24 protein-coding genes are annotated in these 26,308 nt (G+C 68.1%); 11 read left to right on the top strand and 13 right to left on the bottom strand.

Going from position 1 to position 26,308, the window contains the following annotated elements:
* The first annotated feature begins 92 nt into the window (after window positions 1–92).
* The gene (locus G3580_RS07880; protein WP_173764736.1) at window positions 93–530 is read left to right on the top strand and encodes a glutamate-ammonia-ligase adenylyltransferase; all 438 of its coding nucleotides are present in this window, start codon (window positions 93–95) and stop codon (window positions 528–530) included.
* A 54-nt stretch (window positions 531–584) separates the two neighbouring features.
* On the opposite strand, the gene G3580_RS07875 is transcribed toward G3580_RS07880, so the two are convergent.
* Complete coding sequence (locus G3580_RS07875; RefSeq protein WP_173764735.1) at window positions 585–788, bottom strand: hypothetical protein; 204 nt, start codon at window positions 786–788, stop codon at window positions 585–587.
* A gap of 165 nt (window positions 789–953) precedes the next feature.
* On the opposite strand from G3580_RS07875, the gene pip reads away from it, so the two are divergent.
* Entirely contained in the window at window positions 954–1,910 is a 957-nt protein-coding gene (pip, locus tag G3580_RS07870) for a prolyl aminopeptidase (RefSeq protein ID WP_173764734.1), read from the top strand.
* Window positions 1,911–1,917: 7 nt separating this feature from the next.
* On the opposite strand, the gene G3580_RS07865 is transcribed toward pip, so the two are convergent.
* From G3580_RS07865 to G3580_RS07855, 3 genes are all read right to left on the bottom strand, one after another.
* Window positions 1,918–4,020: a 3-hydroxybutyrate oligomer hydrolase family protein gene (locus tag G3580_RS07865; protein WP_173764733.1), complete on the bottom strand. Its 2,103-nt coding sequence runs from the start codon at window positions 4,018–4,020 to the stop codon at window positions 1,918–1,920.
* A gap of 335 nt (window positions 4,021–4,355) precedes the next feature.
* Window positions 4,356–5,924 carry a hypothetical protein gene (locus G3580_RS07860; RefSeq protein WP_173764732.1) on the bottom strand — a complete coding sequence of 523 codons (1,569 nt, stop codon included), beginning with the start codon at window positions 5,922–5,924 and terminating at the stop codon, window positions 4,356–4,358.
* Between the two features lie 192 nt (window positions 5,925–6,116).
* Window positions 6,117–7,700, bottom strand: a complete 1,584-nt coding sequence (locus G3580_RS07855) for a BCCT family transporter (RefSeq protein WP_173764731.1) — start codon at window positions 7,698–7,700, stop codon at window positions 6,117–6,119.
* A gap of 159 nt (window positions 7,701–7,859) precedes the next feature.
* On the opposite strand from G3580_RS07855, the gene G3580_RS07850 reads away from it, so the two are divergent.
* Both G3580_RS07850 and G3580_RS07845 read left to right on the top strand, forming a co-directional pair.
* Window positions 7,860–8,090 carry a hypothetical protein gene (locus G3580_RS07850; protein ID WP_173764730.1) on the top strand — a complete coding sequence of 77 codons (231 nt, stop codon included), beginning with the start codon at window positions 7,860–7,862 and terminating at the stop codon, window positions 8,088–8,090.
* 407 nt (window positions 8,091–8,497) lie between these two features.
* Window positions 8,498–9,841 (top strand): hypothetical protein, encoded by a 1,344-nt coding sequence (locus G3580_RS07845; protein ID WP_173764729.1) that lies wholly within the window; start codon window positions 8,498–8,500, stop codon window positions 9,839–9,841.
* Window positions 9,842–9,890: 49 nt separating this feature from the next.
* Here G3580_RS07845 and G3580_RS07840 read toward each other — a convergent pair whose 3' ends face one another.
* From G3580_RS07840 to G3580_RS07810, 7 genes are all read right to left on the bottom strand, one after another.
* Window positions 9,891–11,327, bottom strand: a complete 1,437-nt coding sequence (locus G3580_RS07840) for a methyl-accepting chemotaxis protein (protein ID WP_173764728.1) — start codon at window positions 11,325–11,327, stop codon at window positions 9,891–9,893.
* Window positions 11,302–11,820: a PAS domain-containing protein gene (locus tag G3580_RS07835; protein ID WP_173764727.1), complete on the bottom strand. Its 519-nt coding sequence runs from the start codon at window positions 11,818–11,820 to the stop codon at window positions 11,302–11,304. Before G3580_RS07835 ends, G3580_RS07840 begins: the two co-directional genes overlap by 26 nt.
* Before the next feature lie 153 nt (window positions 11,821–11,973).
* Entirely contained in the window at window positions 11,974–13,014 is a 1,041-nt protein-coding gene (locus tag G3580_RS07830; RefSeq protein WP_173764726.1) for a zinc-dependent alcohol dehydrogenase family protein, read from the bottom strand.
* 441 nt (window positions 13,015–13,455) lie between these two features.
* Complete coding sequence (locus tag G3580_RS07825; RefSeq protein WP_173764725.1) at window positions 13,456–14,565, bottom strand: NAD(P)/FAD-dependent oxidoreductase; 1,110 nt, start codon at window positions 14,563–14,565, stop codon at window positions 13,456–13,458.
* Window positions 14,566–14,629: 64 nt separating this feature from the next.
* Entirely contained in the window at window positions 14,630–15,253 is a 624-nt protein-coding gene (locus G3580_RS07820; protein ID WP_173764724.1) for a hypothetical protein, read from the bottom strand.
* An 87-nt stretch (window positions 15,254–15,340) separates the two neighbouring features.
* Window positions 15,341–15,967: an isochorismate family cysteine hydrolase YcaC gene (gene ycaC / locus G3580_RS07815; RefSeq protein WP_173764723.1), complete on the bottom strand. Its 627-nt coding sequence runs from the start codon at window positions 15,965–15,967 to the stop codon at window positions 15,341–15,343.
* Between the two features lie 140 nt (window positions 15,968–16,107).
* Window positions 16,108–16,980 (bottom strand): pirin family protein, encoded by an 873-nt coding sequence (locus G3580_RS07810; protein WP_173764722.1) that lies wholly within the window; start codon window positions 16,978–16,980, stop codon window positions 16,108–16,110.
* 98 nt (window positions 16,981–17,078) lie between these two features.
* Between G3580_RS07810 and G3580_RS07805 the strand changes: the two genes are divergently transcribed.
* Window positions 17,079–17,969 carry a LysR family transcriptional regulator gene (locus G3580_RS07805; RefSeq protein WP_173764721.1) on the top strand — a complete coding sequence of 297 codons (891 nt, stop codon included), beginning with the start codon at window positions 17,079–17,081 and terminating at the stop codon, window positions 17,967–17,969.
* 13 nt (window positions 17,970–17,982) lie between these two features.
* On the opposite strand, the gene G3580_RS07800 is transcribed toward G3580_RS07805, so the two are convergent.
* Both G3580_RS07800 and G3580_RS07795 read right to left on the bottom strand, forming a co-directional pair.
* The gene (locus G3580_RS07800) at window positions 17,983–19,641 is read right to left on the bottom strand and encodes an isovaleryl-CoA dehydrogenase (RefSeq protein WP_173764720.1); all 1,659 of its coding nucleotides are present in this window, start codon (window positions 19,639–19,641) and stop codon (window positions 17,983–17,985) included.
* 42 nt (window positions 19,642–19,683) lie between these two features.
* Window positions 19,684–19,902: a DUF3079 domain-containing protein gene (locus G3580_RS07795; RefSeq protein ID WP_173764719.1), complete on the bottom strand. Its 219-nt coding sequence runs from the start codon at window positions 19,900–19,902 to the stop codon at window positions 19,684–19,686.
* A gap of 142 nt (window positions 19,903–20,044) precedes the next feature.
* Between G3580_RS07795 and G3580_RS07790 the strand changes: the two genes are divergently transcribed.
* From G3580_RS07790 to G3580_RS07765, 6 genes are all read left to right on the top strand, one after another.
* Complete coding sequence (locus G3580_RS07790; RefSeq protein WP_173764718.1) at window positions 20,045–20,491, top strand: Lrp/AsnC family transcriptional regulator; 447 nt, start codon at window positions 20,045–20,047, stop codon at window positions 20,489–20,491.
* A gap of 362 nt (window positions 20,492–20,853) precedes the next feature.
* Window positions 20,854–21,933 (top strand): TRAP transporter substrate-binding protein, encoded by a 1,080-nt coding sequence (locus G3580_RS07785; RefSeq protein WP_173764717.1) that lies wholly within the window; start codon window positions 20,854–20,856, stop codon window positions 21,931–21,933.
* A gap of 17 nt (window positions 21,934–21,950) precedes the next feature.
* A complete protein-coding gene (locus tag G3580_RS07780; RefSeq protein ID WP_173764716.1) occupies window positions 21,951–22,484 on the top strand; it encodes a TRAP transporter small permease subunit in 534 nt (177 codons plus the stop codon).
* On the top strand, window positions 22,481–23,806 hold the full coding sequence (locus G3580_RS07775; protein WP_173764715.1) for a TRAP transporter large permease: 1,326 nt from the start codon (window positions 22,481–22,483) through the stop codon (window positions 23,804–23,806). The genes G3580_RS07780 and G3580_RS07775 overlap by 4 nt, the downstream gene beginning before the upstream one ends.
* A gap of 48 nt (window positions 23,807–23,854) precedes the next feature.
* The gene (locus tag G3580_RS07770; RefSeq protein ID WP_173764714.1) at window positions 23,855–24,691 is read left to right on the top strand and encodes a sulfite exporter TauE/SafE family protein; all 837 of its coding nucleotides are present in this window, start codon (window positions 23,855–23,857) and stop codon (window positions 24,689–24,691) included.
* Window positions 24,692–24,718: 27 nt separating this feature from the next.
* Window positions 24,719–26,305 (top strand): gamma-glutamyltransferase family protein, encoded by a 1,587-nt coding sequence (locus G3580_RS07765; RefSeq protein ID WP_173764713.1) that lies wholly within the window; start codon window positions 24,719–24,721, stop codon window positions 26,303–26,305.
* Window positions 26,306–26,308 lie beyond the last annotated feature (3 nt).

Below are 26,308 nucleotides of genomic sequence, written 5' to 3'. Positions count from 1 at the left end.
CGGCCGCTGTGCCACCCATGCGCCACGTCAATGATTTTGCCGGCCGCCGGCCTAGAATCGAAGACACCGAAACGCCGCCCGCGAGCCGCCCGATGAAACGTCTGCCCAAACTGCCCGCCTGGCAATGGATCCTCATTGCCTTCGTGCTCATCTACGCCCTGGACTGGTTCATGCAACGCCCCGATTCCGAAGCACGCGCCCTCAACGACGCCATCGCCGCGCAAGGCAGCGAGGCCCTGAAACACTACCCCTACCCCTTTCGCGTGCTGCGCGTGGACAAGGGCAAGGCGATCATGGCCACGCCGCGCAGCTTCGAGGTGCCGGCCACCAAGGTGATTTCCATCCTGTTCCCCGGCGTGAACGTGCTGGACAACAACGACCCGGCCTTCATCGCCGCGCAGCAGGAACTGGCGCGCCTGCAGTCGGAGGCGCGTGACATCGTGGCGGCGCAGCCGGGAGTCGGGTCGGTGCGCTGGGAGATCGACCGCCAGTGGCTGGGCGCCCACGGGGTGGACGTGCCCGCAGATTGAGGCAGCCCCTGCCCCGCAGCGGACACACCGGATGAGCGCCTGAACGCCCGATCGTCAGGCCGGCGCGTGGGGCGTTTCGGCGATGGCGTCGGCGGTCTGCTCGGAGACACCGCTGGTGTGATAGAAGCAGCCGTCCAGCGGGCATTGCCGCCCGGCGGGACAGGCGTGCTCACGGGCGCATTCGGCTTGCGTCTCGTCGAGCAGCACCATTTCGCGCACCGCCTCGCAGCGGCCGACGGGGGAATCGAGAAAGCACATGACGGTCTCCTCATTTCAGCCCTGCACGCCGGCCGGCATCAAACCATTCCGGCAACAGGGTTATTGTCACTTTCATGATAGTTCCTGGTGCGCGCGCCTGCCGGAGAACTTGCATGGGGCGACGGCTCGGATATGCTTTGAGTAAGCCCTGACACCGCCCTCACCATGACCTCCCTGCGTACCCTCTACCCCCCCATCGAACCCTACGCCACCGGCCAGCTGGATGTCGGTGACGGCCACTGCCTCCGTTTCGAACGTGTCGGCACCCCCGGCGCCAAGCCGGCGGTGTTCCTGCACGGCGGGCCGGGCGGCGGCATTTCGCCGGATCACCGCCGCCTGTTCGATCCGGCGCGCTACGACGTGATGCTGTTCGACCAGCGCGGTTGCGGCCAGTCGACGCCCTACGTCGGGCTCGAGGCCAACACCACCTGGCATCTGGTGGCCGACATCGAGCGCCTGCGCACGCTGGCGGGGGTCGAGAAGTGGCAGGTGCTCGGCGGCTCCTGGGGCTCGACCCTGGCGCTGGCCTACGCCCAGACCCACCCCGAGCGCGTGAGCGAGCTGATCCTGCGCGGGGTGTTCCTGGTCACCCGGGCAGATCTGGACTGGTACTACCAGTTCGGCGTCTCGGAGATGTATCCGGATCGGTGGGAAGGCTTCCTCGCCCCCATTCCCGAGGCCGAGCGCGGCGACATGGTGGCCGCCTATCACAAGCGCCTCACCAGCGACGATCCGACCGCCCGAATCGAGGCGGCGCGCGCCTGGAGCACCTGGGAGGGCAGCACCTCCAAGCTGCTGCCGGACGCGGACTTCGCCGCCGGCTTCGGCGAAGACCGATTCGCCCTCGCCTTCGCCTGCATCGAGAACCACTATTTCCGCCACGGCGCCTGGCTCGAAGAGGGACAGCTGCTGCGCGACGCCCACCGGCTGCACGGCATCCCCGGCACCATCGTCCATGGTCGCTACGACATGCCCTGCCCGCTGCGCAACGCCTGGGCCCTGCACAAGGCGTGGCCCGAGGCGGAGTTCCACCTCATCGAGGGCGCCGGCCACGCCTACGACGAGCCGGGCATCCTGGACCGGCTGATCCGCGCCACCGACGCCTACGCCCGCCGGGCCTGACCCCGGCTTACTCCGGCACGTAAAGTGTGCCGTGGCCGAAGCGGATGCGGTCGGCCGCCGGCGCGTTCGGGTCGATGTCCGGCAGGTTGGCCGGGCCGATGGCCGGCGCCCCGGCGCCGCGCGGCACGGTGTGCACCACCTGGCTGGGTGGCAGCGGCGTGCCATGGCGCAGATGCGCGTACATCAGGTCCAGCCCCTGGAACAGGTAGTGGTGCAGCGGCACGAAGCGCTCGGCAAACCCCGGCAAGGCGTTGAGCACGTCCAGATGGTGGGCGTGGGTGACCTCGTAGTAGCGCAGCTGGCTGCGCGCGCCGCGTGTCGCCTGGTTGAGGCCGTAGTAGGCGCGCGAGGCGTGGTTGATGGCGAGGATGGCGTCGTTGCGGCCGGTCACGAAAATGGCCGGCTTGCCGTGCAGGTCGCCGCTGGCGCGGATCTGCTCGATCCCTTCGAGGATGTGCCGGTGCATGGCCCGGGCCGCGCCCCGCAGGCGTTCGCCGGTGACCGGGTCGCGCCCGGTGGCCAGCGCCCGCAGGCACAGGGCGCCGTCCAGGTTCTGATCGGCACGGCCGGAAGATGGGCTGACCGACACCCGGTTCTCCACCACGCCGCCCACCGAGGCGTTGTTCACCAGGTTGATGCCGCCAGTGGGCGGGATGCCGTTGCCGGTGCCGAACAGGCGCAGCTCGGCGTCGGGCGCGAGGCTCACCGGCGCGCCGGTGACCGGGTCGGTGGCGGCGAAGCTGTAGCCGCACAGGTTGGTGCGCACGTCGGCCCGGCCATAGGCGTTGGCATAGGTCACCGAGATACTCTGCGGCACGTTGAGGAACCAGTGCGAGGGCTGGACGATGTTCTGTTCCGGATTCCAGCCGGCGTCGTTGATGATCTGCTGGGCCTCGGCGGCCTGGGCGGCGGCGGTGCCCGCACTCAGCAAGCCTTTCTCGTGCAGCGAGGTGCAGGCCTCGGCGCTGGGCGCGAGGTTGAACGGCGCCGTCGGCTCGGCCAGGCTGGCGCAGCCCTGGTACACGTTGAGCAGCGTGGTGTAGTCGAACAGGCTGCGGCTGTGGTCGTACAGCGGCGCCTGGGTCCCCTGCACGATGGCGAAGCGCGCCTTGCGCGGATTGACGTTGGGCTCCGACACCGCCACCCCGTCGATCAGCCCCCGGGTATCCAGCTCGGCCGCACGCACCGAGGCGCCGCCGCCGTTCGATACGCTGGAGGCGATGACCAGGGTGTTGTCCGGCTCGAAGCGGAGGCGACGGTGCCGGCCCCGACCCTCGTCACCGAATTGGGTGTTGAGCACGTAGAAGGCGAACTCGATCGACTGCAGCACGTTGCGCCCCCAGTCCTGCTCCGGATTGAGACGCGAGTGGGCATGCTTGAAGGCGTAGCGGTCGGGAAACTCGCTGTTGAAGCGCTCGCGCTGGCGCGGGCTCATGCGGGCGACGAAGGTGGCCTCCTTGCCGAGCGCGTCGGCGTCGTCCACGCGGCCGTCGATGCCGATGGCCCGGTTGCCCTGCAGGCTGTAGGCGCCGTTGCCGGTGCCCTTGTCGGTGTAGGCCACCGCGCAGCCGTGCTTGAGCCCCCATTCGCCGGCGGTGCCGATGGCCCCGTAGATGCCGCGTGAGCCCGACGAGGGCGCGGTGATGAGGCACGGCGCGTCCACGTCGAAGCTGTCCGGCACCTGCACCATGAGCGTCACGTTCACCCGGCCGGAGCGCGGCCCGGCAAAGGCCAGGTACTCGGTGCCGGCGATCAGGCCCTCCTCGCCGGTGGGCTGGCCGTTGGCGTCCACGCCCGGGCCATAGAACACGCCATAGCCATTGCCGGCGTCGGTGGGCACCAGGGCACGATAGTTGTTGTAGATGGCGAGCCGGCGGATCTCGGCGGCCGTCGGGTCGGACGACACCGCCGGCGGCGTGGCGCTGGCCAGGCCCGAGGCCCCCAGCCCGGCGGTGAGCAGGTCGTCGCCGACGCCGTCGTAGTGGGTCGCCGTCACCGGGCCGTCCAGAAAGGACGGCGGCCGGTCCGGGCGCTCGTGGGCGAAGCCGGTGGCGGGAACCACCAGGGACAGGAACAACAGATGACACCGCAGCGTGCGCTGGCACTTCATGGATCGCCTCCTCACCGTGGGATCGATGGGCGCGAGGCGGCCTGCGAGCCATCGGGCAGGCCACCCACGCCGGAACGTCTTGTGCGCGGGCCGCCCCATTCGGCGGAGGCGGTCCCGATTCGCGCGATCCGGCCGGCCCATGGCCTTCGTCGCCATCATGTCATCCGGATGGATTTACCCGCATCAGATCGCCCCGAATTTATAGGCGCCCACGCCCTGCCCGACCAGCTGAGGCATTCCCTTAGTCCATTCGGACTATCTCAACGTCATCACCATGAAACAAAAACGCCGAAGCGGCATGCACCGCTTCGGCGTCTGCGAATGGTATCCGGCGTTCAGATGCCCGGGTGCTCCTTGCTGCCGCCGGCCAGACCGCAGTTGACCGCAAACCACGCGGTATCACTCATGCTCACTTCGTTGCGCGGTTTGCTGCGGGTGGCATCGCAGCGTTCGGCGACATCGGCCAGGTAGTCCTCGAAGTCCTCGGTCCACACGCTGATGGCCATTTCGCTTTCGTAGCCGGCAAAGCGCCAGACGTTCTCGATCTGGTTGGTGGCGAGCACCTGCAGGCGCCGGTCGCCGTCCTTCCAGGTCAGCAGACGCCCGCCCTGGGCGGCACGCACCTCGTCGGGTTCGCCGAGGCGCTTGCTGAGCCAGGCCTGCGGGTTGGTGTTGACGAGCATGGCCTTGTAGAACTCCACCAGCCGGATCTGGCCGACCTTGCCACCGTCCATCACGCCCAGCTCCACCTTGCCGCCGTTGCGCCGCTCCTGCTTGAGCTGGGGAAAGATCTGGCGGGTGGCGACGAAGCTGTTCATCATCGGCAGGCCGCCTTCGAAGTCGTACTTCCACGCGTGCTTCAGCGTCGCCACCGCGGCCTGGCGGCTCATGCCCGGCGCCAGGCCGGCGAGCCCGACGGCATCGACCGCGTCGCCATCGATGAGCTGCGCCAGACGCGGGCCCAGATCCATGGGCCGGCGCGCCTCGGCCTCGGCGCGGGCGGTCTGTTCGGCTCGTTGCCGGTTCATGGCCACACGGATGGCGTTCTGCTTGCGCTGCACCGCGCCGCGGAAGGCATCCGCCTGGGCGCGCGGCACCTTGCTCAGCACCGGCGCCTGTGACAGCTGCTGCAGAGTGTGCATGCCGGCGGCGGTGGCCGGCGCCGCATCGAGTTCGGCGCGCGCCTGGGCCAATTCGTCTTCGATCGCCCCTGCGGCGGCGGCCGCGTCGGCGCGATGCGCCTCGAGCTTGTCGATCAACGCCTGCCGGTCGGCCTCGGTGAGGTAATCCATGTCACGTTGCAGATTGCGCACGTTGCCCGCCACATAGGCGAGACTCGGGTCCACATCCAGCCGTTTGTTGCTCCCCTCGCCCTTCAGGGTGGCGATGGCCGCATCGATCACCTTCGGCATTTCCGGCGTGGCCGGATGCGCGAGGATCTTGTCCACTTCCTTGCCGGCCGCCTGGCGGAAGCGCGCGAGCCGGGTCACCGCGCCGCCGGCCTTGCCGATGAGGCGCGAGCCATGGGCAAGATGGCCGGCGACCTGGGTGTCGCGCCGCTTGTTGGCCGCACCGATGCAGGCGCTCATCTGCTTGCGCGCAGCGGTGAAGTCGTCGTGCTGCCACTGCTCCACGGGCTGGCCGAACAGCGGTTCGATCAGCTCCGCACGCAGCAGCGCGTTGACCTTGACCCGGGGCGTGATGGCGATCATCTCGCGCGTGTCGGGCTGGCGCGCCCACTGTTCGAGGCGGCCGCAGTCGGGCACCGTGAAGCCTGCGGCGGACACCAGCGGTGCGGCGGCGATCAACGCCAACCCGAGCCATGGCAGCCGCCCGGATCGGACACGAGCGTCCGGACGAGATTGAACGACGGATGTTCCCTTGAGATACCGAACGACTTTCATGCGACATTCCCCCTGTGTCTGTCGTGCGCAATTCGGCGAGCGACGCCCGGAATCTCGCTGCGACCTCGCCACCTGGGTTCAGCAGTACGTTTCTTTTCAGGATAGAAAAATGAACGCCGTTGCCAAACGGCGAACGGCCCGCTACTGCGGGCCGCTCATCACCTTGGCATACGCCGACGGGAACCGTGCGTCTCAGCTGTCGTCGCGCGGCTCCTTGCCGAGCACGAAGCGCTGCTCGTGCCACAGGCCCATGTAGAGCGCCACACACATGGCCAGCAGCACCAGGGTGAAGGGCAGGCCTACGCTGATGGCCGCGGCCTGCAGCGCCCCGAGCGCATCGGCGCCGCCACCGAACAGCAGCGCCCCGGCGATGAGCCCTTCCATCACCGCCCAGAACACCCGTTGCGGCACCGGCGCATCGAGCTTGCCGCCCGCGGTGATGCTGTCGACCACCAGCGAGCCGGAGTCGGACGAGGTGACGAAGAACACCAGCACCAGCACGATGCCGAGCACCGAGGTGACGGTGGCCAGTGGCATGTTCTCGAGCATCTGGAACAGGGCCAGGGCCACGTTGGTGATGCCGCCGGCCAGCTCGCCGACCCCGTTCTGGACCTGCTCCAGGCCGACGGTGCCGAAGGCGGTCATCCACACGATGGTGACGGCGGTCGGGATGAGCAGCACCGCGACGAGAAATTCGCGCACCGTCCGGCCCTTGGAGACCCGGGCGATGAACATGCCCACGAACGGCGACCAGGAGATCCACCAGGCCCAGTAGAACACCGTCCAGCCGTGGTAGAAGGTCTGGTCGTCGCGCCCGATCCAGTTGCTCAGGGCAATGAAGTTGCTGGCATAGGCGATGGTGGTGTCCGCGACCTCGCCGAAGATACCCAGCCCGTGGCCGATCACGATCACGAACATCATCAGCGCGAGGGCCAGCAGCATGTTGATGTTGCTGAGGATTTTCACGCCACCGTCGAGCCCGCGCACCACCGAGATGGTGGCCACGCTGGTCACGCCGATGATGATGGCGATCTGGGTGTTGATGGTGTTGGGAATGTCGAACAGGTAGTGCAGACCGCCGGCGGCCTGCTTGGCGCCGAAGCCCAGCGAGGTGGCGAGGCCGAAGATGGTGGCCATCACCGCCACCACGTCGACCACATGGCCGAAGAAGCCCCAGGAGCGGTCCTTGATGAAGGGGAAGAAGGCCGAACGGATGGTCAGCGGCAGGTTCTTGTTGTAGGTGAAAAAACCCAGCGACAGCGCGACCACGGCATAGATGGCCCACGGATGCAGCCCCCAGTGGAACATGGTGGCGCCCATGGCCAGTTCCGCCGCCTGCGGGGTGTTCTTGGCGACGTTGAGCGGGGTGCCGTACCAGCCGGTGTAGTAGGCCACGGGCTCGGCCACGCTCCAGAACATCAGCCCGATCCCCATGCCCGCGGCGAACAGCATGGCGAACCACGACATGGTGGTGAACTCCGGCTTGGCATCGACCCCGCCGAGGCGGATCTTGCCGACGGGCAGGAAGATCAGCGCCACGCAGAAGATGACGAAGATGTTTCCGCTGACCAGGAACAGCCAGTCGAAATGGTCGATGGACCAGGACTTGGAGCCATCGAAGGCCGCCTTCGCGCTGTCGGGAAACATCAAGGTGCCGATCACGAAGAGCAGCACCAGCAGGGCGGAAATGATGAAGACCGGGTTATGGAAATCCATTCCCCAGCCACGGATATTATCCTGGCCGATTTCGTAATCGGTGTCGTAGCGATGCGGCATGGCGTGTCCTCAGCGGCGCGGCAAAATTGAAAGGGTCGGTACGCGAATTGCGACATCCCCGGCGAATGAGGCCGATCACCGCGGTAAATACCGGAAGCCTTCGATCACGATTTCCATCATCCGCGCCCATGCTACAAGGATTAAGAAATACGATTGAGCGTGGCTTCCACCCGACCGGCGAACGACAACGCGCCAGGAGACGGCGCATCCCCTGGAATCGTCCAAGGGGAAATATCAGTTCATCTTATTGAATGGAAACATGACGAATGCAAAGCGGACAATTCGCCTGTATCGCTGTTTCTTCTTATTGATTCAAGCCATGGCCAATCGTCGATCGGCGGCGAATTTGGGCAGCAATGGCGCCCCAACCGGCGCATCATGCTGCATTGACAGGCCCACAGGCCTGCGGCCAGTCTAAACAATCACGCGCACAGTGACAATATCCAGCTTCGTTGTGGACGATTTGCAACCATATCGGTAGTCTAGAATATAGAGGTCCAGCAACAAATCATTCGTAGCGCATACTCACGTCATTCATCGAATCAAAACCGGATTCAGGCCGATCGTTTCCACGACCGCCGCCATCTCGCCAAAGCCATGCTTTTGGCATTATTCGTTTCGCTGCCTTTTTGCGTGAAACACCCTCCGACCGGCTTCATCATGCAACCGGTCGAAAGCGCCGGGAAACGTCGCTGACTTCAGCCATAAGAAAACGCTTGCGCCGGCACCGCACCGGCGCAATCGCCAGGGTCATCGCGCCCGCCGATTGCAACGAGAAAATCAAGAGGAGTTCACCGATGCTCAATGCTTCGAAGCACCGTCATCTATCATCCGCGCTGGTGGTGGCCTCGGCCCTCGCGCTGCCCTTGAGCACGCAGGCGGCCGAAGACACCGCCGCACTGAAGGCACGGATTTCCGAACTGGAACAGGCGCTGGCCAAGACCCGTGCCGAACTCGCGGACGCGCAGCGCGGCGAAGCGGCGGCCAAGCAGCAGGCCGCCGAAGCGAACCCGGCGCCCGCCTCCAACGATATCGCCTTCGACAACGTGTTCGGCGGCACCCTGAAAATCGGCGGCGCGATACGGGCCAATTACGCGGTGGGCGACTACGGCAAAGACACCGGTCACCCCTCGCGCGCCGAAGGTGACGGCGGCAACTTCACGCTCGACACCTTCCGCATCAACATGGACTACACCCACGACGCCGTGGTCGGCAAGCTCGAGTACCGGTTCTACAACGGTTACCACTTCCTGCACACCGGCTGGCTGGGCTACAACTTCGACGACGGCGGCCAGGTCCAGGTGGGGGTGAACCGGGTGCCCTTCGGGCCCGGTCCGTATGGTGTCTCCCAGAGCTGGTTCTTCGACCAGCACTACTACGTCGGCCTGGCCGACGACATGGATCTGGGGATCAAGTACACGCGCCCGCTGGGCAACTGGACCTTCGATGCCGCCTACTACTTCTCGGACGAAGGCACCGGAGCCGGTAGCTCGCGTGACAGCGCCCGCTACTCCTTCGACGTCGTCAACAAGACCCGCAACGGCTACGAGGAGCGCAACCAGGTGAACCTGCGCGCGATCTACAGCTTCGACGACATGCCGGTGAAGACCAAGCTGGGCATGTCGGTGGAGTATGGCGAGCTGGACAGCAAGGGCCCGCAGGGCGACGGCAGCCACTGGGCCGCCTCCGCGCACATGGTCAACACGTGGAACAACCTCACCCTGGCCACCCAGCTCACCCGCTACGAGTACGACGTGAGCGCGAGGCAGCCGCTGGGCACCGACACCCTGGTGCAATTCGGCGCCTTCGACTTCCCCAACACGGTGGCCGCCAAGGCGTGGATTCCGGCGGTGTCACTGAGCTACCACCTGGAGACGCCGAGCGTACCGTGGCTGGACTATGTGGTGCCGTTCGTGGAATACAGCTCCATCGTCAAGGACGAACACGGGTTCAACGACAGCGATCTGGTGACCGTGGGCGCCGCCTGGGCGCATGGGGGCTGGTACATCTACTCGGAGCTGGCCATGTCCAACGGCAACGAGTTCGTCGGCGGCGAGTCGGCCTACGGCGACCGCCTCGGCGCCAATGCCGACGACAAGTGGCAGTCCCGTTTCAATTTGAATTTCGGCTACTACTTCTGAGCGGCCGTCACGACGCGGCGCCCCGGATGGCCGGGGCGCCTGTCTTTGTTCAGCGCCCGAAGGCCATGCGCACCGGGCGGCGGGCGACTTCGCGTTCGAGCCTGAATCGTCGCGTCGCCTGATCCAGGCCGTGCGCCTGGTCGCGCAGGCTGTCGGCTGCGGCCGCGGCCTCCTCCACCAGCGCGGCGTTCTGCTGGGTGACATCGTCCATGCGCGCCACCGCGGTGGTGACCTGGTCGATGCCGAGCGCCTGCTCCTTGCTCGCCTCGGCGATCTCGGCGACCACGTGATTCAGCTTCTCGAAGGCGTCGGCGGCCTCCTTGATGACACTCTCCATCTGACCGACCTCCTTCGAGCCCTCGGCCACGCTCGCGCGCGACGAGGCGATCAGGGTCTTGATCTCCTTGGCGGCATCCGACGACTTCTGCGCCAGATTGCGCACCTCGCTCGCCACGACCGCGAAACCACGCCCCTGGTCGCCGGCACGCGCGGCCTCCACGGCGGCGTTCAGGGCCAGGATGTTGGTCTGGAAGGCGATCGATTCGATCAGGCTGACGATGTTGGCGATCTGCTCGGAGCCGGTCTGGATCTCCTTCATGGTCGCCACCAGCCGGCTCATGGCATCGCGGCTGGCCGACACCCGCTGCCGTGAGCCGTCGGCCATGCTGCGCGCATGGGCCGCGTTCTCGGCATTGGAGGCAATGGTGGTGTTCAACTCGGCCATGGAGGACGACGTCTCCTCCAGGCTGGCAGCCTGGTCCTCGGTGCGGCGGGACAGATCCTGGTTGCCATCGGCGATCTCGCTCACCGACACGTTGATGGAACTGGCCGCCTCCTGAATCTCGCGGATGATCCCCTTGAGGTTTTCCGTGGTCAGGTTGGTGTCTTCCTTGAGCTGCCCGAAGATGCCTTCGTAGTCGGTATCGATGCGCTCGGTGAGGTCCCCCTCGGCGATGGCGCGCAATACGGACGCCACATCCGACAGGCCCTGCTCCGTCGTCTCCATGAGCGAATTGACGTCCTCCGCCAGGGTAAGGAAGAAGCCGTCCTTGCCGCCAACGTCGATGCGCTGGGTGAAGTCGCCACGCGCGGCCGCGCCGATCAGCGCCGCGATCTCCTCCTGGGCCTGCCGTTCGACGCGTTCCGCCTCGGCCTTTGCGCGTGCATTCGCGGCCAGCATGTCGATCGAGCCCTGGTTGCGCTCCAGCGCACGGCGAAACTCGCCATGCAGGCCGGCGGTCTGGACCTTGCGGTCGTAGTGGCCCGCGCTGGCGTTGGCCATGACCGTCTGCTGTTCGCGGAAGCAGCTCTCGAGCTGGTCGAGCATGTTGTTCACATGCCAGCACAGCTCGCCGATCTCATCCTTTTCGCCGATATGGGTGATTCGCCCGGTCAGCTGGCCCTCGGCCACATGGCGAACGACCTCCAGCAACCGCCCGATACGCGCGTCGGTGCCTGCCTCAGATGGCGAGGACGAAGTCTTCATAGCTCACTCCCTTTTCCTTGAGCGTTTCGTTGAGCAAGGCGATCGACGCCTCGCACGCATCCCGCGGACCGGCGGCCTCCTCGGCCTGTTTCATCCGACGGTACAGATCCTCGATCAGCGGCAGCGCCTTGCGGCTGGGCGCGCGGCGCACCGACAGGTAGCCGGAGATCTTTCCCATGTCGTCGTAGTCCGGGGTCACGTTGGCCACGACCCAGTAGTAGCTGCCGTCCTTGGACATGTTCTTCACGTAGGCAAAGATTTCCTTGCCCGAAGAAATGGAATCCCAAAGCAGGCGGAAGACACCACGCGGCATGTCCGGATGGCGAATGATGTTGTGCTGGGAGCCGAGCAGCTCCGCTTCCTCGTAGCCGGAGAACTCGATGAATATCTCGTTGCCGTAGACGAGCCGCCCTTTCAGGTCGGTCTTGGAGACGATGAAATCATGCTCGCGCATGATCTTTTCCACGTTCGTGGGCTGAATCCTGTTCTTCATGCTGCCTCTTCTTCGACGCACCCGCGCCGTCACCGCGAATCTGAACTGATATATCGGGTTTCCGGGAGACAACTTGAGGCGGCACGGCGCCTGAACGGGGCAGCCCAAACGAACGTGAACGCCCCGGTGATCGGGGCTCTCGGGCCGATACGCTCAGGCGCGCGCGGCGATGCGCAGCACCTTGGCGCCCTTGATCTGCCCGGCGCGCAGCGCCTTGAGCGCGCGGTTGGCGTCTTCGAGCGGATAGACCTGGTATTCCGGGCGAATCCCGGCCCGCGCGGCGATGTCCAGGAACTCGCGCACGTCGTCCGGGGTGATATTGGCCACGCTCTTGATCTCCTTCTCCAGCCACAGGTGGTCGGGATAGGACAGCTCGAGCCAGCGGTCGATGTCCTGCGACTCCTTGCGAATCGCGTTGATCACCAGCCGGCCGCCCGGCAGCAGCAGCTTCAGGGCATCGAGCACCGGCGTCCACACCGGCGTGGTGTCGATGATGGCGTGCACTCCGGCCGGAGGCACCGCGCCCGACGGACCGGACCAGGCCGCACCCAGCTCACGCGCGTGCTCGCGTTCGACCTCGCTGCGCGCGAAGACAAGGACGTCCGAGTCCGGATACAGGAAGCGCGCCATCTTCAGCACCAGATGCCCCGAGGCGCCGAAGCCCGTGAGCCCGAGGCGCTGGCCGTTCTTCAGCCGGCACAGCCTGAGCGACCGGTAGCCGATGGCGCCGGCACACAGCAGCGGCGCGGCAGCCTCGTCCGACAGGGCCTCGGGAATCGGATACACGAAGGCCGCTTCGGCGGTCATGTACTCGGCGTAACCGCCCGCGCGGTCACGCCCCGTGGCCTTGAACCCGGGACACAGGTTGGGCAGGCCCGCGAGACAGTATTCGCAGCGCCCGCAACTGGAAGCGATCCAGGCCACACCCACCCGCTGGCCGATCCGAAGGCCGGAGGCCGGCGCCGGCATCGCCACCACCTCGCCCACCACCTGGTGGCCGAGAATCATGGGCAGTTCGGGCGGCGGCGTACGCCCCTCGATCTCGTCCAGCTCGGTGTGGCAGACCCCGCAGGTGAGCACCCGGATCAGCACCTCGCCGGGCGCCGGGGTCGGCATGGGAATCTCGTCGAGGCGCAGCGGCCCCTCGCTGTGCTCGGAAATCGGCCCAATCCGGTGCAGCCGCATGGCTTTCATGACGCATCCTCCTGCATTCGCTGTCATTGTAGGCCGCACCCGACGGGCGCACATCGTGCCGGATCGGGCGGCCGAACAATGACCCGACGCGGTGATCGAGCCATAAAAAAAGACGCCACCGACCGGGGGCGTCCCTTGCCACGGCCGGACCATCCGACCGTCGGACGTGCTCGCGCCGCCTTACTTGCGGCGACGCGACGCCAGCAGACCCAGCGCGCCCAAGGTCGCCGCGGCCGTGTATCGAATTGCTCGCATCATTTCTCCTTTGGGTTGAGCGGGGGCGGCACCGGACAATCAGACGCCGCCGGAACGCACCATACGATGCCGAGCATGTTGCGCATCACCGAACTTTTCCTTTTTTTCCATAACTTAAAAATACATCAGGCCGATTCACGCACCGTCATGAACCGCCCCCCTCGGCCTGGCCCAGCACAGCCGTGCCTAGGCACCTGAGTCGACCGTGGCCGCCACCGCCTCGCCAATCGCCAACGCGGCCGTCAGCCCCGGCGACTCGATACCGAACAGGTGGATGAGCCCGGCGACCCCGTGCCGCGCCGGACCGTCGATGCGGAAGTCGGCGTCGGCCATGCCCGCCCCGACGATCTTGGGTCGCACGCCGGCGTAGCCGGGCTGCAGGCGACCCGCGTCCAGCTGCGGCCACCAGCGCCGCACCGCCTCGACGAAACGTGTCGAACGCTGCGGGTCGACGCGGTAGTCGGGCGAGTCGATCCATTCCACATCGGGGCCGAACTTGGCCTGCCCGCCCAGGTCCAGGGTCAGATGCACACCCAGCCCGCCCGGCTCGGGCAGCGGGTAGATCAGGTGCGAGAACGGCGCCCGCCCACTGAGGGTGAAATACACCCCGCGCGCGAACCAGGCGCCGGGAATGCTGCCGGCCGGCGCGCCCTCGATGGCGTGGCCGAGGGCGACGGCGTCGAGGCCGGCGGCGTTGATCACCCAGCGGGCACGCAAGGCCATGGGCGCTTCGCCGCCGACCTCCAGCACCACGCCGTCGCCATCGCGGCGCCCGCCCAGCACCGGGCTGCCCAGCGCGAGCATCGCCCCATGGGCCTCGGCCGCGCCGAGCAGCGAGAGCATGAAGCCGTGGCTGTCGACGATGCCGGTGGCGGGCGACAGCAGCGCCGCCGCGACGTCGAGTTCCGGTTCCAGCTCCGCGACCCGGGCGCGGTCGAGGCGCTGCAGATCGCACACGCCGTTGGCTTCGGCCTTGCGGTGCAGCGCCTCGAGCGCGGGCACCTGCTCCGGCCGGGTGGCCACCACCAGCTTGCCGCAGCGCGCATGGGCGACGTCATGGTCCGCGCACCAGCGGTAGAGGCGCTCGCGCCCCGCCACGCACAGCCGCGCCTTGAGCGAGCCGGTCGGGTAGTACAGGCCGGCATGAATGACTTCGCTGTTGCGTGCGCTGATGCCGGTGCCGAAGGCCGCTTCGCGCTCGAGGATGATCACCTCGCGCCCGGCCGCGGCCAGCGCCTGCGCGCAGGCCAGCCCCACCACGCCGGCCCCGATCACCACGCAATCGACGGTTTCCATCGCTGAATCAGTCCGCTGCTCGCCTGCCTGTCATGGGCGCGAGTGTACCGCCATCCCGAGCCGCTCAGGTCGATTCGGCCCGCAGGAGCGGTGCGCCGTCGGCGGTGACGATCAGCTGGCCGGCGGCGCCGAACTGCAGGGCGATCTGCGTCTCGGTGGGCTGCCCGGCAGCGGCCCGGGCGATGCCCGCCACGTGGGAGGCCAGGGCATTGACGGTGCGCAGCTCGCGCGCGAGCACCGGATCGGCGTCGAGCGCCTGGGTGAAGGCCTCGGCATCGGCGTAGCCCGCCGGCAACTGGAGCTGCCCGGCGGCATCGAAGCGGATCTGCGTCGGCGCGTCGATGCCGTGTTCGGCCAGCAAGGCCGCCACGCGCGCCGACGCATGCCGCCCGAGCGCCTCCACATTGCGCTGCGTGGGCAGCAGCAGGGGCACATCCTGCAGGTTCACCGGCGCCGAGGGCGGGGAAAGCAAGGTGTCGATGTCGAGCGTGCGTTCGCCCTGGCGGGTGTCGAAGGTGGCCGTGGCTGCCTCGCCCGCCGGCTTCGCCCGCCCCGCCTCGGACAGGCGCACGATGGCGGCAGGATCTGCCGCCACGGTCGACGCGTTTGCCGCCACGCCGGCACCGCTCGCCGGCGGCGTCGCGGCCAGGCGCGCGAGGCTCTGGCGTGCACTCGCCTGAATCTGCATGAGGGGCCCTCTCGCGATATCGGATCAGGCCTTCCCCAAAGCAGGTGATGTGCCAACCCGGGGCAGCCCGGGCCGGCACCCGCCGCGCTACCCCATCTGCGTCAGGGTGTCGTAGCTGCTCATGAGATTGCGGTAGTCGGGGATGTGGTTGGAGAACAGGCGCCCCAGGCCCTCGATGTCGTTGCGCCAGTCACGGTGCAGTTCGCAGGCCACGCCGAACCAGGTCATCAGCTGGGCGCCGGCCGCTTCCATGCGGCGCCAGGCCGAGTCGCGCGTCAGTGCGTTGAAGGTGCCCGAGGCGTCGGTCACCACGAACACCTCGTAGCCGGCCTCGATGGCCGACAGCGCCGGAAAGGCGACGCACACCTCGGTGACCACGCCGGCGATGATCAGCTGCTTCCTGCCGGTGGCGCGCACGGCGGCGACGAAATCCTCGTTGTCCCAGGCGTTGATCTGGCCCGGACGGGCGATGTAGGGGGCGTCGGGAAACTGCGCCTTGAGCTCCGGCACCAGCGGACCGTTCGGGCCGGTTTCGAAGCTGGTGGTGAGGATGGTCGGCAGGCCGAAGTAATCGGCCAGATCGCCCAGCGCCAGCACGTTGTTCCTGAAGCGGTCCGGATCGATGTCGCGGACCAGGGACAACAGCCCGGCCTGGTGGTCCACCAGCAGCACGGCGGCGTCATTCCGGTCGAGTCGTTTGTATTGCGGATTCATGGGGGGCTCCTTGGGGTTGTGGGGTGTGTGATCGACACCCCCGGGGCGGTGCCGCAGGCACGAGCGCCCCCCGAGGGTCACCCGAACGGGTGCCCCCTGGAGACGTGCCGCGCCGGCGGCACCGGAAAGGGAATGACGCGCTAGCCGGCGGGTACGATCTGCCCGAAGCGCCCGGCGCGGAAGTCCGCGAAGGCCTGGCGCAGCTCGTCTTCGGTGTTCATCACGAAGGGGCCCTGACCGGCGATGGGTTCGTCGATGGGCTCGCCGCTCAACACCAGCAGCGCGGCGGCGTCGTCGGCTTCGAGGAACAGCGCCTCGCCATCGCGGTCGAGCAGCGCGAACTGCCCCGCCCGCACCGGCTCGGTGTCATTGACCCGCACCGTGCCGCGCAGCACCACGACGATGACGTTGCGCCCCGGCTTCACGGTCAGCGCCGCGCCGCGGCCTTCGGCCAGCTGCAGGTCCCACACGTCGATGGGCGTGAAGGTGCGTGCCGGCCCGCGCTGGCCACCGAACTCGCCGGCGATGACGCGAAGCTGCCCGGCCCCGTCGCGCAGCGGCACGACGGGAATGTCGCCAGCGAGAATGGTCTGATAGGCCGGCGGCGCCAGCTTGTCCCGCGCCGGCAGATTCACCCACAGCTGCACCATCTCCAGCCGGCCGCCGCGCCCGGTGAAGGCCGGGGAATGGAACTCCTCGTGGAGGATGCCCGAGGCCGCGGTCATCCACTGCACGTCGCCCGGCCCGATCGTGCCGCCACCGCCGGTCGAATCGCGATGCGCCACCTCGCCGTCATAGACGATGGTCACGGTCTCCATGCCACGATGCGGATGCTCGCCCACGCCACGCGGCCGCACCGCCGGCGGAAAGTCGGCCGGCCCCGCGTGATCGAGCAGCAGGAACGGACTGATCCGTGGCCCCAGCCGGTCGTAGGCAAACAGCGTGCGCACCGGAAAGCCGTCGCCCACCCAATGCCCCTGCGGGGCGCTATGGATACCGAGAATCCTTTTCATGATGCGTCTCCTTCATGCGATGAATTGACTATAGCTATGCAACACCTCACCCGGTAGATGGCTAAAATGAATCACATTGTTCTGAATTTGGAACACTCATGGACGATCTGAACGATCTGTACTACTTCGCCAAAGTCGTCGAACATGGCGGTTTCGCGCCCGCCGGCCGGGCCCTCGGCATGCCCAAGTCGCGGCTGAGCCGACGCGTCGCCGCGCTGGAGGAGCGCCTCGGCGTGCGCCTGCTGCATCGCTCCACCCGGCGCTTCTTCGTGACCGAGACCGGACAGGCCTTCTACCGGCACTGCGTCGCCATGCTGGTGGAAGCCGACGCGGCGCGCGAGGTGGTCGAGCGCCACCGCACCGAACCCCAGGGCACGGTGCGCCTGAGCTGCCCCACCACCCTGCTGCACTACCGGATCGGCCCGCTGATCGCCGGCTTCATGGCGCAATGCCCGCGTGTGCACGTGCAGCTGGAAGCCACCAACCGCCAGGTGGACCTCATCGCCGAGGGCTTCGATCTGGCGCTGCGGGTACGATTCCCGCCCCTGGAAGACAGCGATCTGGTGATGCGCACCCTCGCCGACAGCCCGCAGCGGCTCGTCGCCCATCCGGACCTGTTCGATCAGCGGCCGATGCCCACCACTCCGGAAGCACTCACCCGCCTGCCGAGCCTCGACTGGGGGCCGATCGGCGAGCACGCCTGGTGCCTGGAAGGCCCCGACGGCGACGAGACCCGCATCCGCCACACTCCCCGCTACGTCACCGACGACATGACCGCCCTGCGCCAGGCGGCCCTGGCCGGCATCGGCATCGTGCAGCTGCCGCACATGGTGGTGGACGACGATCTGGCCGCTGGACGCCTGATCCGCCTGCTGCCCGAGTGGGCACCGCGCAGCGGCATTGTCCATGCCCTCTACCCGTCACGACGCGGACTGCTGCCCGCCGTGCGCGAACTGATCGACTATCTGGCCACGCATATGGCGGCCTGAGCGGGCCGACACCTCACGCCTCGACCGCCGCCCGCTGGATCAACGGCCCCATCGCCGCATCCGCCGGCAGCGTCCCGAACGCCAGGCCGTGCTCGCGGCGCAGACGGCTGCGGCAGAAGGTGTCGGCGACGGGGCCGTTGCCGGCGCGCAGCAGGATGGCCGCCTGCAGCGCCAGGGCCATGCGCTCCACCAGCCAGCGGCTGCGCGCCTCGCGCCCGGCCGGGTCGTCGAGGGCCTGGCCGAGGGCGGCCACTTCGCGATCGAGGTCGACGTCGAGGCCATGGGCCAGCTCCAGCTCGGCGAACAGGGCCTCGCGACAGCCCGGTGCACGTTCGAGCGCGCGCAGCACGTCCAGGCACTGGACGTTGCCGCTGCCCTCCCAGATCGAATTGAGGGGCGCCTGGCGGTACAGGCGCGGCAGCGGCGTGTCCTCCACGTAGCCGATGCCACCGAGGCATTCCTGCGCTTCGTTCACCAGCGCGGGGGTGCGCTTGCAGATCCAGTACTTGCCGATGGCGGTGGCGATGCGGGCCAGCGCGGCCTCGTGCGGGTCGCGCGCGGCACCGTCCACCGCCCGGGCGACGCGCAGGGCCAGGGCCACGGCCGCTTCGCTCTCCAGCGCCAGGTCGGCGAGGACGTTGCGCATCAGCGCCTGGTCGATCAGCCGTTTGCCGAAGGCGCTGCGCTGGCCGGTGTGGTGCAGGGCCTGGACCACGGCCTGGCGCATGGTGGCGGCCGAACCGGTCATGCAGTCGAGCCGGGTGAGCGCCACCATCTCGAGGATCGTGGCCACGCCACGGCCGACCTCGCCCACCGGCATCGCCCAGGCGCCCTGGAACTCGACCTCCGCGGAGGCATTGCTCCAGTCGCCGAGCTTGTTCTTGAGGCGCTGGATGCGCACCGCGTTGAGGTGGCCATCGGGCAGCACACGTGGCAGCAGGAAGCAGCTGAGGCCGCCGTCGGCCTGGGCCAGCACCAGGTGTGCGTCGCTCATGGGGGCGGAGAAGAACCACTTGTGCCCCACCAGGGCGTAGCCGCCGTCCTCCAGCGCGGTGGCGCGGGTGGTGTTGCTGCGCACGTCGGAGCCGCCCTGCTTTTCCGTCATGCCCATGCCGACGGTGCAGGCGCGTTTCTTGTCGGCACTCACGCTGCGCGGATCGTAGTCGAGCGCGCTGAGCCGGGGCAGCCACTCGGCGGCCAGAGCCGGGGCGTGACGCAGCGCCGGCACGGCGGCGTAGGTCATGGTGAGCGGGCATGAGGTGCCGGCGTCGGGCTGGCCGTCCAGGTACATGAGCGCGGCACGCGCCACATGGGCGCCGGGGGTGTCGGCGTGGCGCCAGGCGAAGCTGTGCACCCCGTGCGTCATCGCGGCGTGCATGAGCCGGTGGTAGGCCGGATGGAACTCGACCGCGTCGATGCGCCGGCCGTAGGCGTCGAAGGGACGGAACACGGGCCGGTGTTCGTTGGCCAGCCGCCCCGCCTCCATGAGTTCGCCGCCGGCCAGCGCGCCGTAGGCCGCCAGCGCCTCGCGCGCCCAGCCGCCGCCTTCGCGTTCGAGCGCCTCGCGCAGGGCCACGTCGGTGGTCCACGCGTTGTAGGCCGGCAGCGGCCGGGGCTGGTTGGTCACTTCATGGGTGATGAAACGGGCCTGGGCCCCACCGGGCTCGGACATGACGCCTCCTCGCGCACAGCGCGCAACGGATACGCTCCCAGCTTAGTCGTGCGTGGGCGGCTCCGCCGAAGGGTCCGCCGCCGGCGCGTCTTCCAGGCCCCAGTCGCCATGCAGATACCAGTCGTCGCCGAGCATTTCGGCCGGATGCAGGGTGCGGCCCGATCCGTTGCCGCATTGCAGGTCCGAGGCCGCGCAATACTTGTCGCAGCCCCAGCACACACGCTCGGGATGTTTGGGGTGGAAGGGAAACTTCTTGGCCATGTCGCTCCGGCTGGAACCCCGGTGGGGTCGTCCGATCATGGTCGTCCGCACGCGCCGCCCACGCATTGATGTAGCACAAGCGATGCGCGCGAATCGGCATGATCCGTGCTGGTTCATGGCATCACCCTCACCCGGAACCGCCATGAACAAGCTCGACAGCGCCCTGCTCAACATCCTCATCAAGGACGCCCGCGCCTCCTTCGCCGACATCGCGCGCCAGCTCGACATCTCCCGCGCCCATGCGCGCGCCCGGGTGCAGGCGCTGGTCGAAGCCGGCGTGATCGAGCAGTTCTCGGCGGTGGTCAATCCGGAAAAGCTCGGCAAGGTGGTGTCCACCTTCATCGACCTGCGCGTCTCGCCGGTGGCCATCGAGCCGGTGGCCGAGGAGCTGGCCGACTGCCCCGAGGTGGTGAGCCTGTACATCATGAGCGACCTGCAGAGCCTGCACATCCACACCCTCACCGACAGCGTGGAGAGCTTCGACGCCTTCGTGCGCGAGCGCATCTTCAACCGGCCCGAAATCCTGTCGGTGGACTGCAAGACGCTGCTCGCACGGGTGAAGAACCGTCGCGGTGGCGCCCGTCTGTAGGGCCAGCCCGTCGGCACCAATCCGGTGCATGCGCCCGCCCCGGGTGCACGCTTGCCATTTGGCCGCGAAACGGCCCGATCCCTGACAAAGCGCGTCCGAATCGGTCACCGCGGGATGACAAATGTTCGATCCGGGCCGCACCGATCTGCAATTGTTCATTCGGCACACGCCAAGGACGTCCGGAATAGTGCGCCACAACAAAATGGAATGGAGTGCAAAAACAGCCAGTTCTTCCTATTTTTCAACGCCTTAGAAAACAACTTCATGCTGGCACGCGGGTTGCGATAGGGGAAACGAAGCACTTTACAAACGGCATCGACCTCCGGCGCCGTGACCGCAAACCCTCGCAAGGAGTTGTCCGCATGAGCCTCAATCGCCGCAAATTCCTCTCCGGTGCCGCCGTCTCCGGCGCCATTCTGGGCGCTCCCGCCATCGTCCGCGCCGAACCCAGGACCTTTTCCTGGAAGATGACCAACGCTTACGGGCCCGGCGCGCCCTTCTACGTGCAGGGGCCGGGCAGCCCGACGGATTTCTGCAAGAAGGTGGAGACCATGTCGGGCGGGCGCCTGAAGATCCAGCACTTCGCCGCGGGCGAACTGATCCCCGCGCTGGAGGGCTTCGACGCGGTCTCCAAGGGCCTGGTGGAGATGAACGCCGCCAACGCCTATTTCTGGGCCGGCAAGATCCCCGCCGCGCAGTACTTCACCACGGTGCCCTTCGGCATGAACACCCAGGGCATGAACGCCTGGATGTACCACGGCGGCGGCATCGAGCTGTGGAACGAGATCTACGCCGAGCACGGCCTGGTGGCCATGCCCATGGGCAACACCGGCACCCAGATGACCGGCTGGTTCCGCAAGCCGATCACCCGGATCGAGGACTTCGACGGCCTCAAGATGCGCATCCCGGGTCTGGCCGGCAAGGTGTATGCGCAGCTGGGCGTGGCGGTGCGGCTGCTGCCGGGCGGCGAGATCTTTCCGGCGCTGGAGCGCGGCGTGATCGACGCGGCCGAGTTCGTCGGCCCCTTCCAGGATCGCCGCATGGGTCTGCACAAGGCGGCCAGCTACTACTACACCACCGGCTGGCACGAACCGACCAACGTGACCGAGCTGATGATCAACAAGAAGGCCTGGGAGAGCCTGCCCCCGGACCTGCAGGCCATCGTCAAGGCCGCCGCGGCCGCCTGCAACGTGGAGAGCCATGCCTGGTGCGAATCGGTGAACGCCGACGCCCTGGAGGACCTGGTCACCCATTTCGGCGTCAAGGCCGGGCCGCTCCCCGACCCGGTGATCGTCAAGCTCAAGGAAGTGACCGGCGACACCCTGTCCAGCCTGGCCGCGGCCGACCCGACCACCCGGAAGGTGCATGACGCCTTCTTCGCCTTCCGCCAGAAGCATGGCGCGTGGGCGGCGGTGAGCGAAAAGGCCTTCCTGTCCCTGTAATCGTCCGGAGACCCTGAATGGACAAGCTGCTGCGCCCCCTGGAGGCCCTCATCGAGGGCCTGGGCTGGGTCGCCCGGGCCGCCGTGCTGGCGCTGGTGCTGATCGTGGCGGGCAACGTGCTGTTGCGCTATGCCTTCGCGTTCAGCCCGGTGTCGATGCAGGAGCTCGAATGGCACCTGGTCTCGCCCATCGCCCTGCTGGGCATGTCGTACGCGGTGTATCACCGCGCCGACGTGCGCGTGGACTTCCTCTACGACCGCCTCGGCGTGCGCAGCCAGGCCGCCATCGACCTGGTCAGCGGGCTGCTCACCCTGGCGATCGGGGGGATCATCGCCTGGCTTGCGGTGCCCTACGTGATGCAGGCCTACGACATCGGTGAAGGTTCGCCCGATCCGGGCGGCCTGCCGCATCGCTACCTGGTCAAGGCCTTCATCCCGCTGGGCTTCTCGCTGCTCGCCATTCAGGGGCTGATCGACACCCTGCGCGCGCTGGCCACCCTGATCAGCGGCGCGCCCCATGTGCCGCACGACTCCATGGAGGTACGCACATGAGCCCCAACGAGTGGATCGCGCTGGGCCTCATCGGCGGCTTCCTGGTGCTGATGATGCTCGGCATCCCGGTGGCCATCGCGCTGGCGGTGTCGGGCTTCGTGGCCGGCTACATCGGCTTCGGCGACCTGCTGTTCTCGCTGCTGCCGGCGCGCCTGTTCGGGGTGGTCACCAACTACACCATGCTGGCCATTCCGCTGTTCGTGTTCATGGGGGTGATGCTGGAGAAATCCCGGGTGGCCGAGGACATGCTCGAGACCATCGGCCGCGCCATGGGCGGGCTCAACGGCGGCATGGGCATCGCCATCATCCTGGTCGGCGTGCTCATGGGCGCCTCCACCGGCATCGTCGGCGCCACCGTGGTCACCGTGGCCATGCTCACCCTGCCCACGCTCATGCGCCGCGGCTACAAGCCGAGCATCGCCTGCGGCACCATCTGCGCCTCGGGCACGCTGGGGCAGATCATCCCGCCCTCGCTGGTGCTGATCCTGCTCTCCGAGATCGTGGGCGAATCGGTGGGCACGCTGTTCGCCGCCGCCTTCATCCCGGGTCTGGCGCTGGCCCTGATCTACGTGCTCTACCTGCTGGTGCTCGGCAAACTGCGCCCCGAGTGGGTGCCGGCGATTCCCGCCGAAGAGCGCGCCCGGCATCCAAAGGGCACCCTCGGGCGCGACCTGCTGCGCTCGGTTCTGCCGCCGCTGCTGCTGGTGATCGCGGTGCTCGGCTCCATCATCGGGGGCATCGCCGCGCCCACCGAGGCGGCCTCCATGGGCGCGCTGGGCAGCATGATCATCGCCCTGGTGGCGCGCCGCTTCAGCTGGCCGCTGCTGCGCGACACCCTGCACGGCACGCTCACCATCACCGCCATGGTGTTCTTCATCCTGCTGTGCGCTCAGCCCTTCTCGCTGGCCTTCCGGGGCCTCGGGGGCGAGCAGATGGTGCACGACCTGTTCGGCCTGCTGCCCGGCGGCGAGCTCGGTGCGCTGCTGTTCCTCATGGCGGTGCTGTTCGTGCTCGGCTTCTTCCTGGAGTGGATCGAGATCTCCTACATCGCCCTGCCCATGTTCCTGCCGGTGTTCCACGCCTACGGCACCGACATGGTGTGGCTCGCGACCCTGGTGGCGATGAACCTGCAGATGTCCTTCCTCACCCCGCCCTTCGGCTGGGCGCTGTTCTTCCTCAAGGGGGTGGCGCCACCGGGCATCACCACGAAGGACATCTACGCCGGCGCCCTGCCCTTCGTGCTCCTGCAGATGGCCGCGGTGGCGCTGGTGTTCCTCTTCCCCGGCATCGCCACCTGGCTGCCCAAGGCCATCGGCTGGTAAGCTCATCGCCCGGCCGGGAGACCCCGGCGGGCCCCAACGGAGACAACCATGGAATTTCTCGACGGATACAGCGCCTCCTGGCTGCTGGGGCTGGCTGCGGCCCTGCTGGTCACCGGCATCATCGCCGGCGTGCTCGCCGGCCTGCTCGGCGTGGGCGGCGGCATCGTCATCGTGCCGGTGCTCTATCACCTGTTCACCCTGCTGGGCATCGACGAGGCGGTGCGCATGCATGTGGCGGTGGGCACCTCGCTGGCCACCATCATCCCCACCTCGATCATGTCGGCGCGGGCGCACCGCAAGCGCGGCAGCCTGGACAAGTCGCTGCTCATGAAGCTGATGCCCGGCGTGATCGTCGGCGTCATCGTCGGCACCATCCTGTCCGGCTACCTGAGCGGCAAGGTGCTCACCGGCGTGTTCGCCACCGTGGCCCTGCTGGTGGCGCTCAACATGGCCTTCAAGAAAGACGGCTTCGCGGTGCGCGACGGCCTGCCCGGCACCGCCGGCACCTCGCTGATGGGTCTGGTCATCGGTGGCATCTCCTGCCTCATGGGGATCGGCGGCGGCACCCTCTCGGTGCCGACCCTGAGCGCCTTCAGGACCCCCATGCACACCGCAGTGGGCACCGGCGCCGCCCTCGGCGTGGTGATCAGCATTCCCGGCACCATCGGCTTCCTGATCAACGGCATCGGCGTGCCCTTGCGCCCCCCGGCGAGCATCGGCTATGTCAATCTTCTGGGCTGGGCGCTGATCGTGCCGATGACCATGCTCACCAGCACCTGGGGGGCGGCGCTCGCCCATGCCATCGACGCCCGGCGCCTACGCCAGGTGTTCGCGGTGTTCCTGGCGCTCACGTCGCTGCGCATGTTCTACGGCCTGCTGGCCTGAGCCGGATTCGATTCGAGGAGTCTTTTCATGCTTCACACCCTCTCTGCCCTGGGGGGCATGCAGGTGGCGCCCCATCATCTGGCGGCACAGGCCGGACGCGACGTGTTGCGCGACGGCGGCAACGCGGTCGAGGCCATGGTCGCCGCGGCGAGCACCATCGCGGTGGTGTATCCGCACATGAACGCCATCGGCGGCGACGGCTTCTGGCTCATCCACGAACCGGGGCAGGCACCGGTGGCCATCGCCGCCTGCGGGCCGGCGGCGGCGATGGCGAACCGCGACTTCTATGCCGGCCTCGACGCGATTCCCGCGCGCGGCCCGGGCGCGGCGCTGACCGTCGCCGGCACCATCGGCGGCTGGGACACGGCCCTGCAGGCGGCGGCCGGCTGGGGTGCCGCCCTTCCGCTGGAGCGGCTGCTCGCCGACGCGATCCGCCATGCCCGCGACGGCATCGCCGTCACCGCCAGCCAACACGCCCTGACCCGCAGCAAGCTCGACGGCCTCAGGGGCGCGCCCGGCTTCGCCGACGTTTTCCTGGTCGATGGCGCACCGCCGCCGGTGGGCCATGTGCTGCGCCAGCCGGCTCTGGCCCATACCCTGCAAACCCTGGCCGAGCGCGGCCTGGACGATTTCTATCGCGGCCAGGTGGGCGCGGCCCTGGGGGCCGAGCTGGCGCGGCTGGGCAGCCCGGTGCGCCGTGGCGATCTGGCCGGCTACGCGGCGAAACGGGTCGATCCCCTCTCGGTGCGCCTGAGCGACTGCACCGTGTACAACCTGCCGCCGCCCACCCAGGGGCTGGCGCACCTGATGATCCTCGGCATCTTCGAGCAGCTGGGCATCACCGAGGCCGAGGGCTTCGACTATGTGCATGGCCTGGTGGAGTCCACCAAGCGCGCCTTCCGCGTGCGCGACCGGGTGGTCACCGATCCCGGCCGGCTGCCGGCCGACCCCAGGGGCTTTCTCACCGCGGCGGCGCTGGCCGAACGCGCGGCTACCATCGACCGGCGCACCGCCCTGCCCTGGCCCGATCCGGCGGCCCCCGGCGACACCATCTGGATGGGCGCGGTGGACCGTGAAGGCCGCGCCGTGAGCTTCATCCAGAGCGTGTACTGGGAATTCGGCTCGGGGGTGGTGCTCGAGGACACCGGCGTGACCTGGCAGAACCGGGGCACCAGCTTCTCGCTCGACCCGCAGGCGCTCAACGCCCTGGAGCCGGGCCGCCTGCCCTTCCACACCCTCAATCCGTCCATGGCCCTGTTCGACGACGGCCGCGTGATGCCCTACGGCACCATGGGCGGCGAGGGCCAGCCGCAGACCCAGGCGGCGGTGTTCACCCGCTACGCCCGCTTCGGCCACAGCCTGCAGCAGGCGGTGAGCGCGCCGCGCTGGCTGCTGGGGCGCACCTGGGGCGACGTGACCACCACCCTCAAGCTGGAGAACCGTTTCGATCCGGCCCTGGTGAGCGCCCTGCGCGCGGCCGGGCACGACGTGGAGCTGCTCGAGGCGGCCTTCAGCGACACCATGGGCCACGCCGGCGCCCTGGTGCGCCACCCCGACGGGCGTATCGAGGGCGCGGTGGACCCGCGCAGCGACGGTATCGTGGCCGGGCTCTGAGCG

The sequence above is a fragment of the Nitrogeniibacter mangrovi genome, assembly GCF_010983895.1.
Classification (GTDB): domain Bacteria; phylum Pseudomonadota; class Gammaproteobacteria; order Burkholderiales; family Rhodocyclaceae; genus Nitrogeniibacter; species Nitrogeniibacter mangrovi.
Note: the sequence above shows the minus strand (reverse complement) of the source record. Positions and strands in the feature narration are given on the sequence as shown.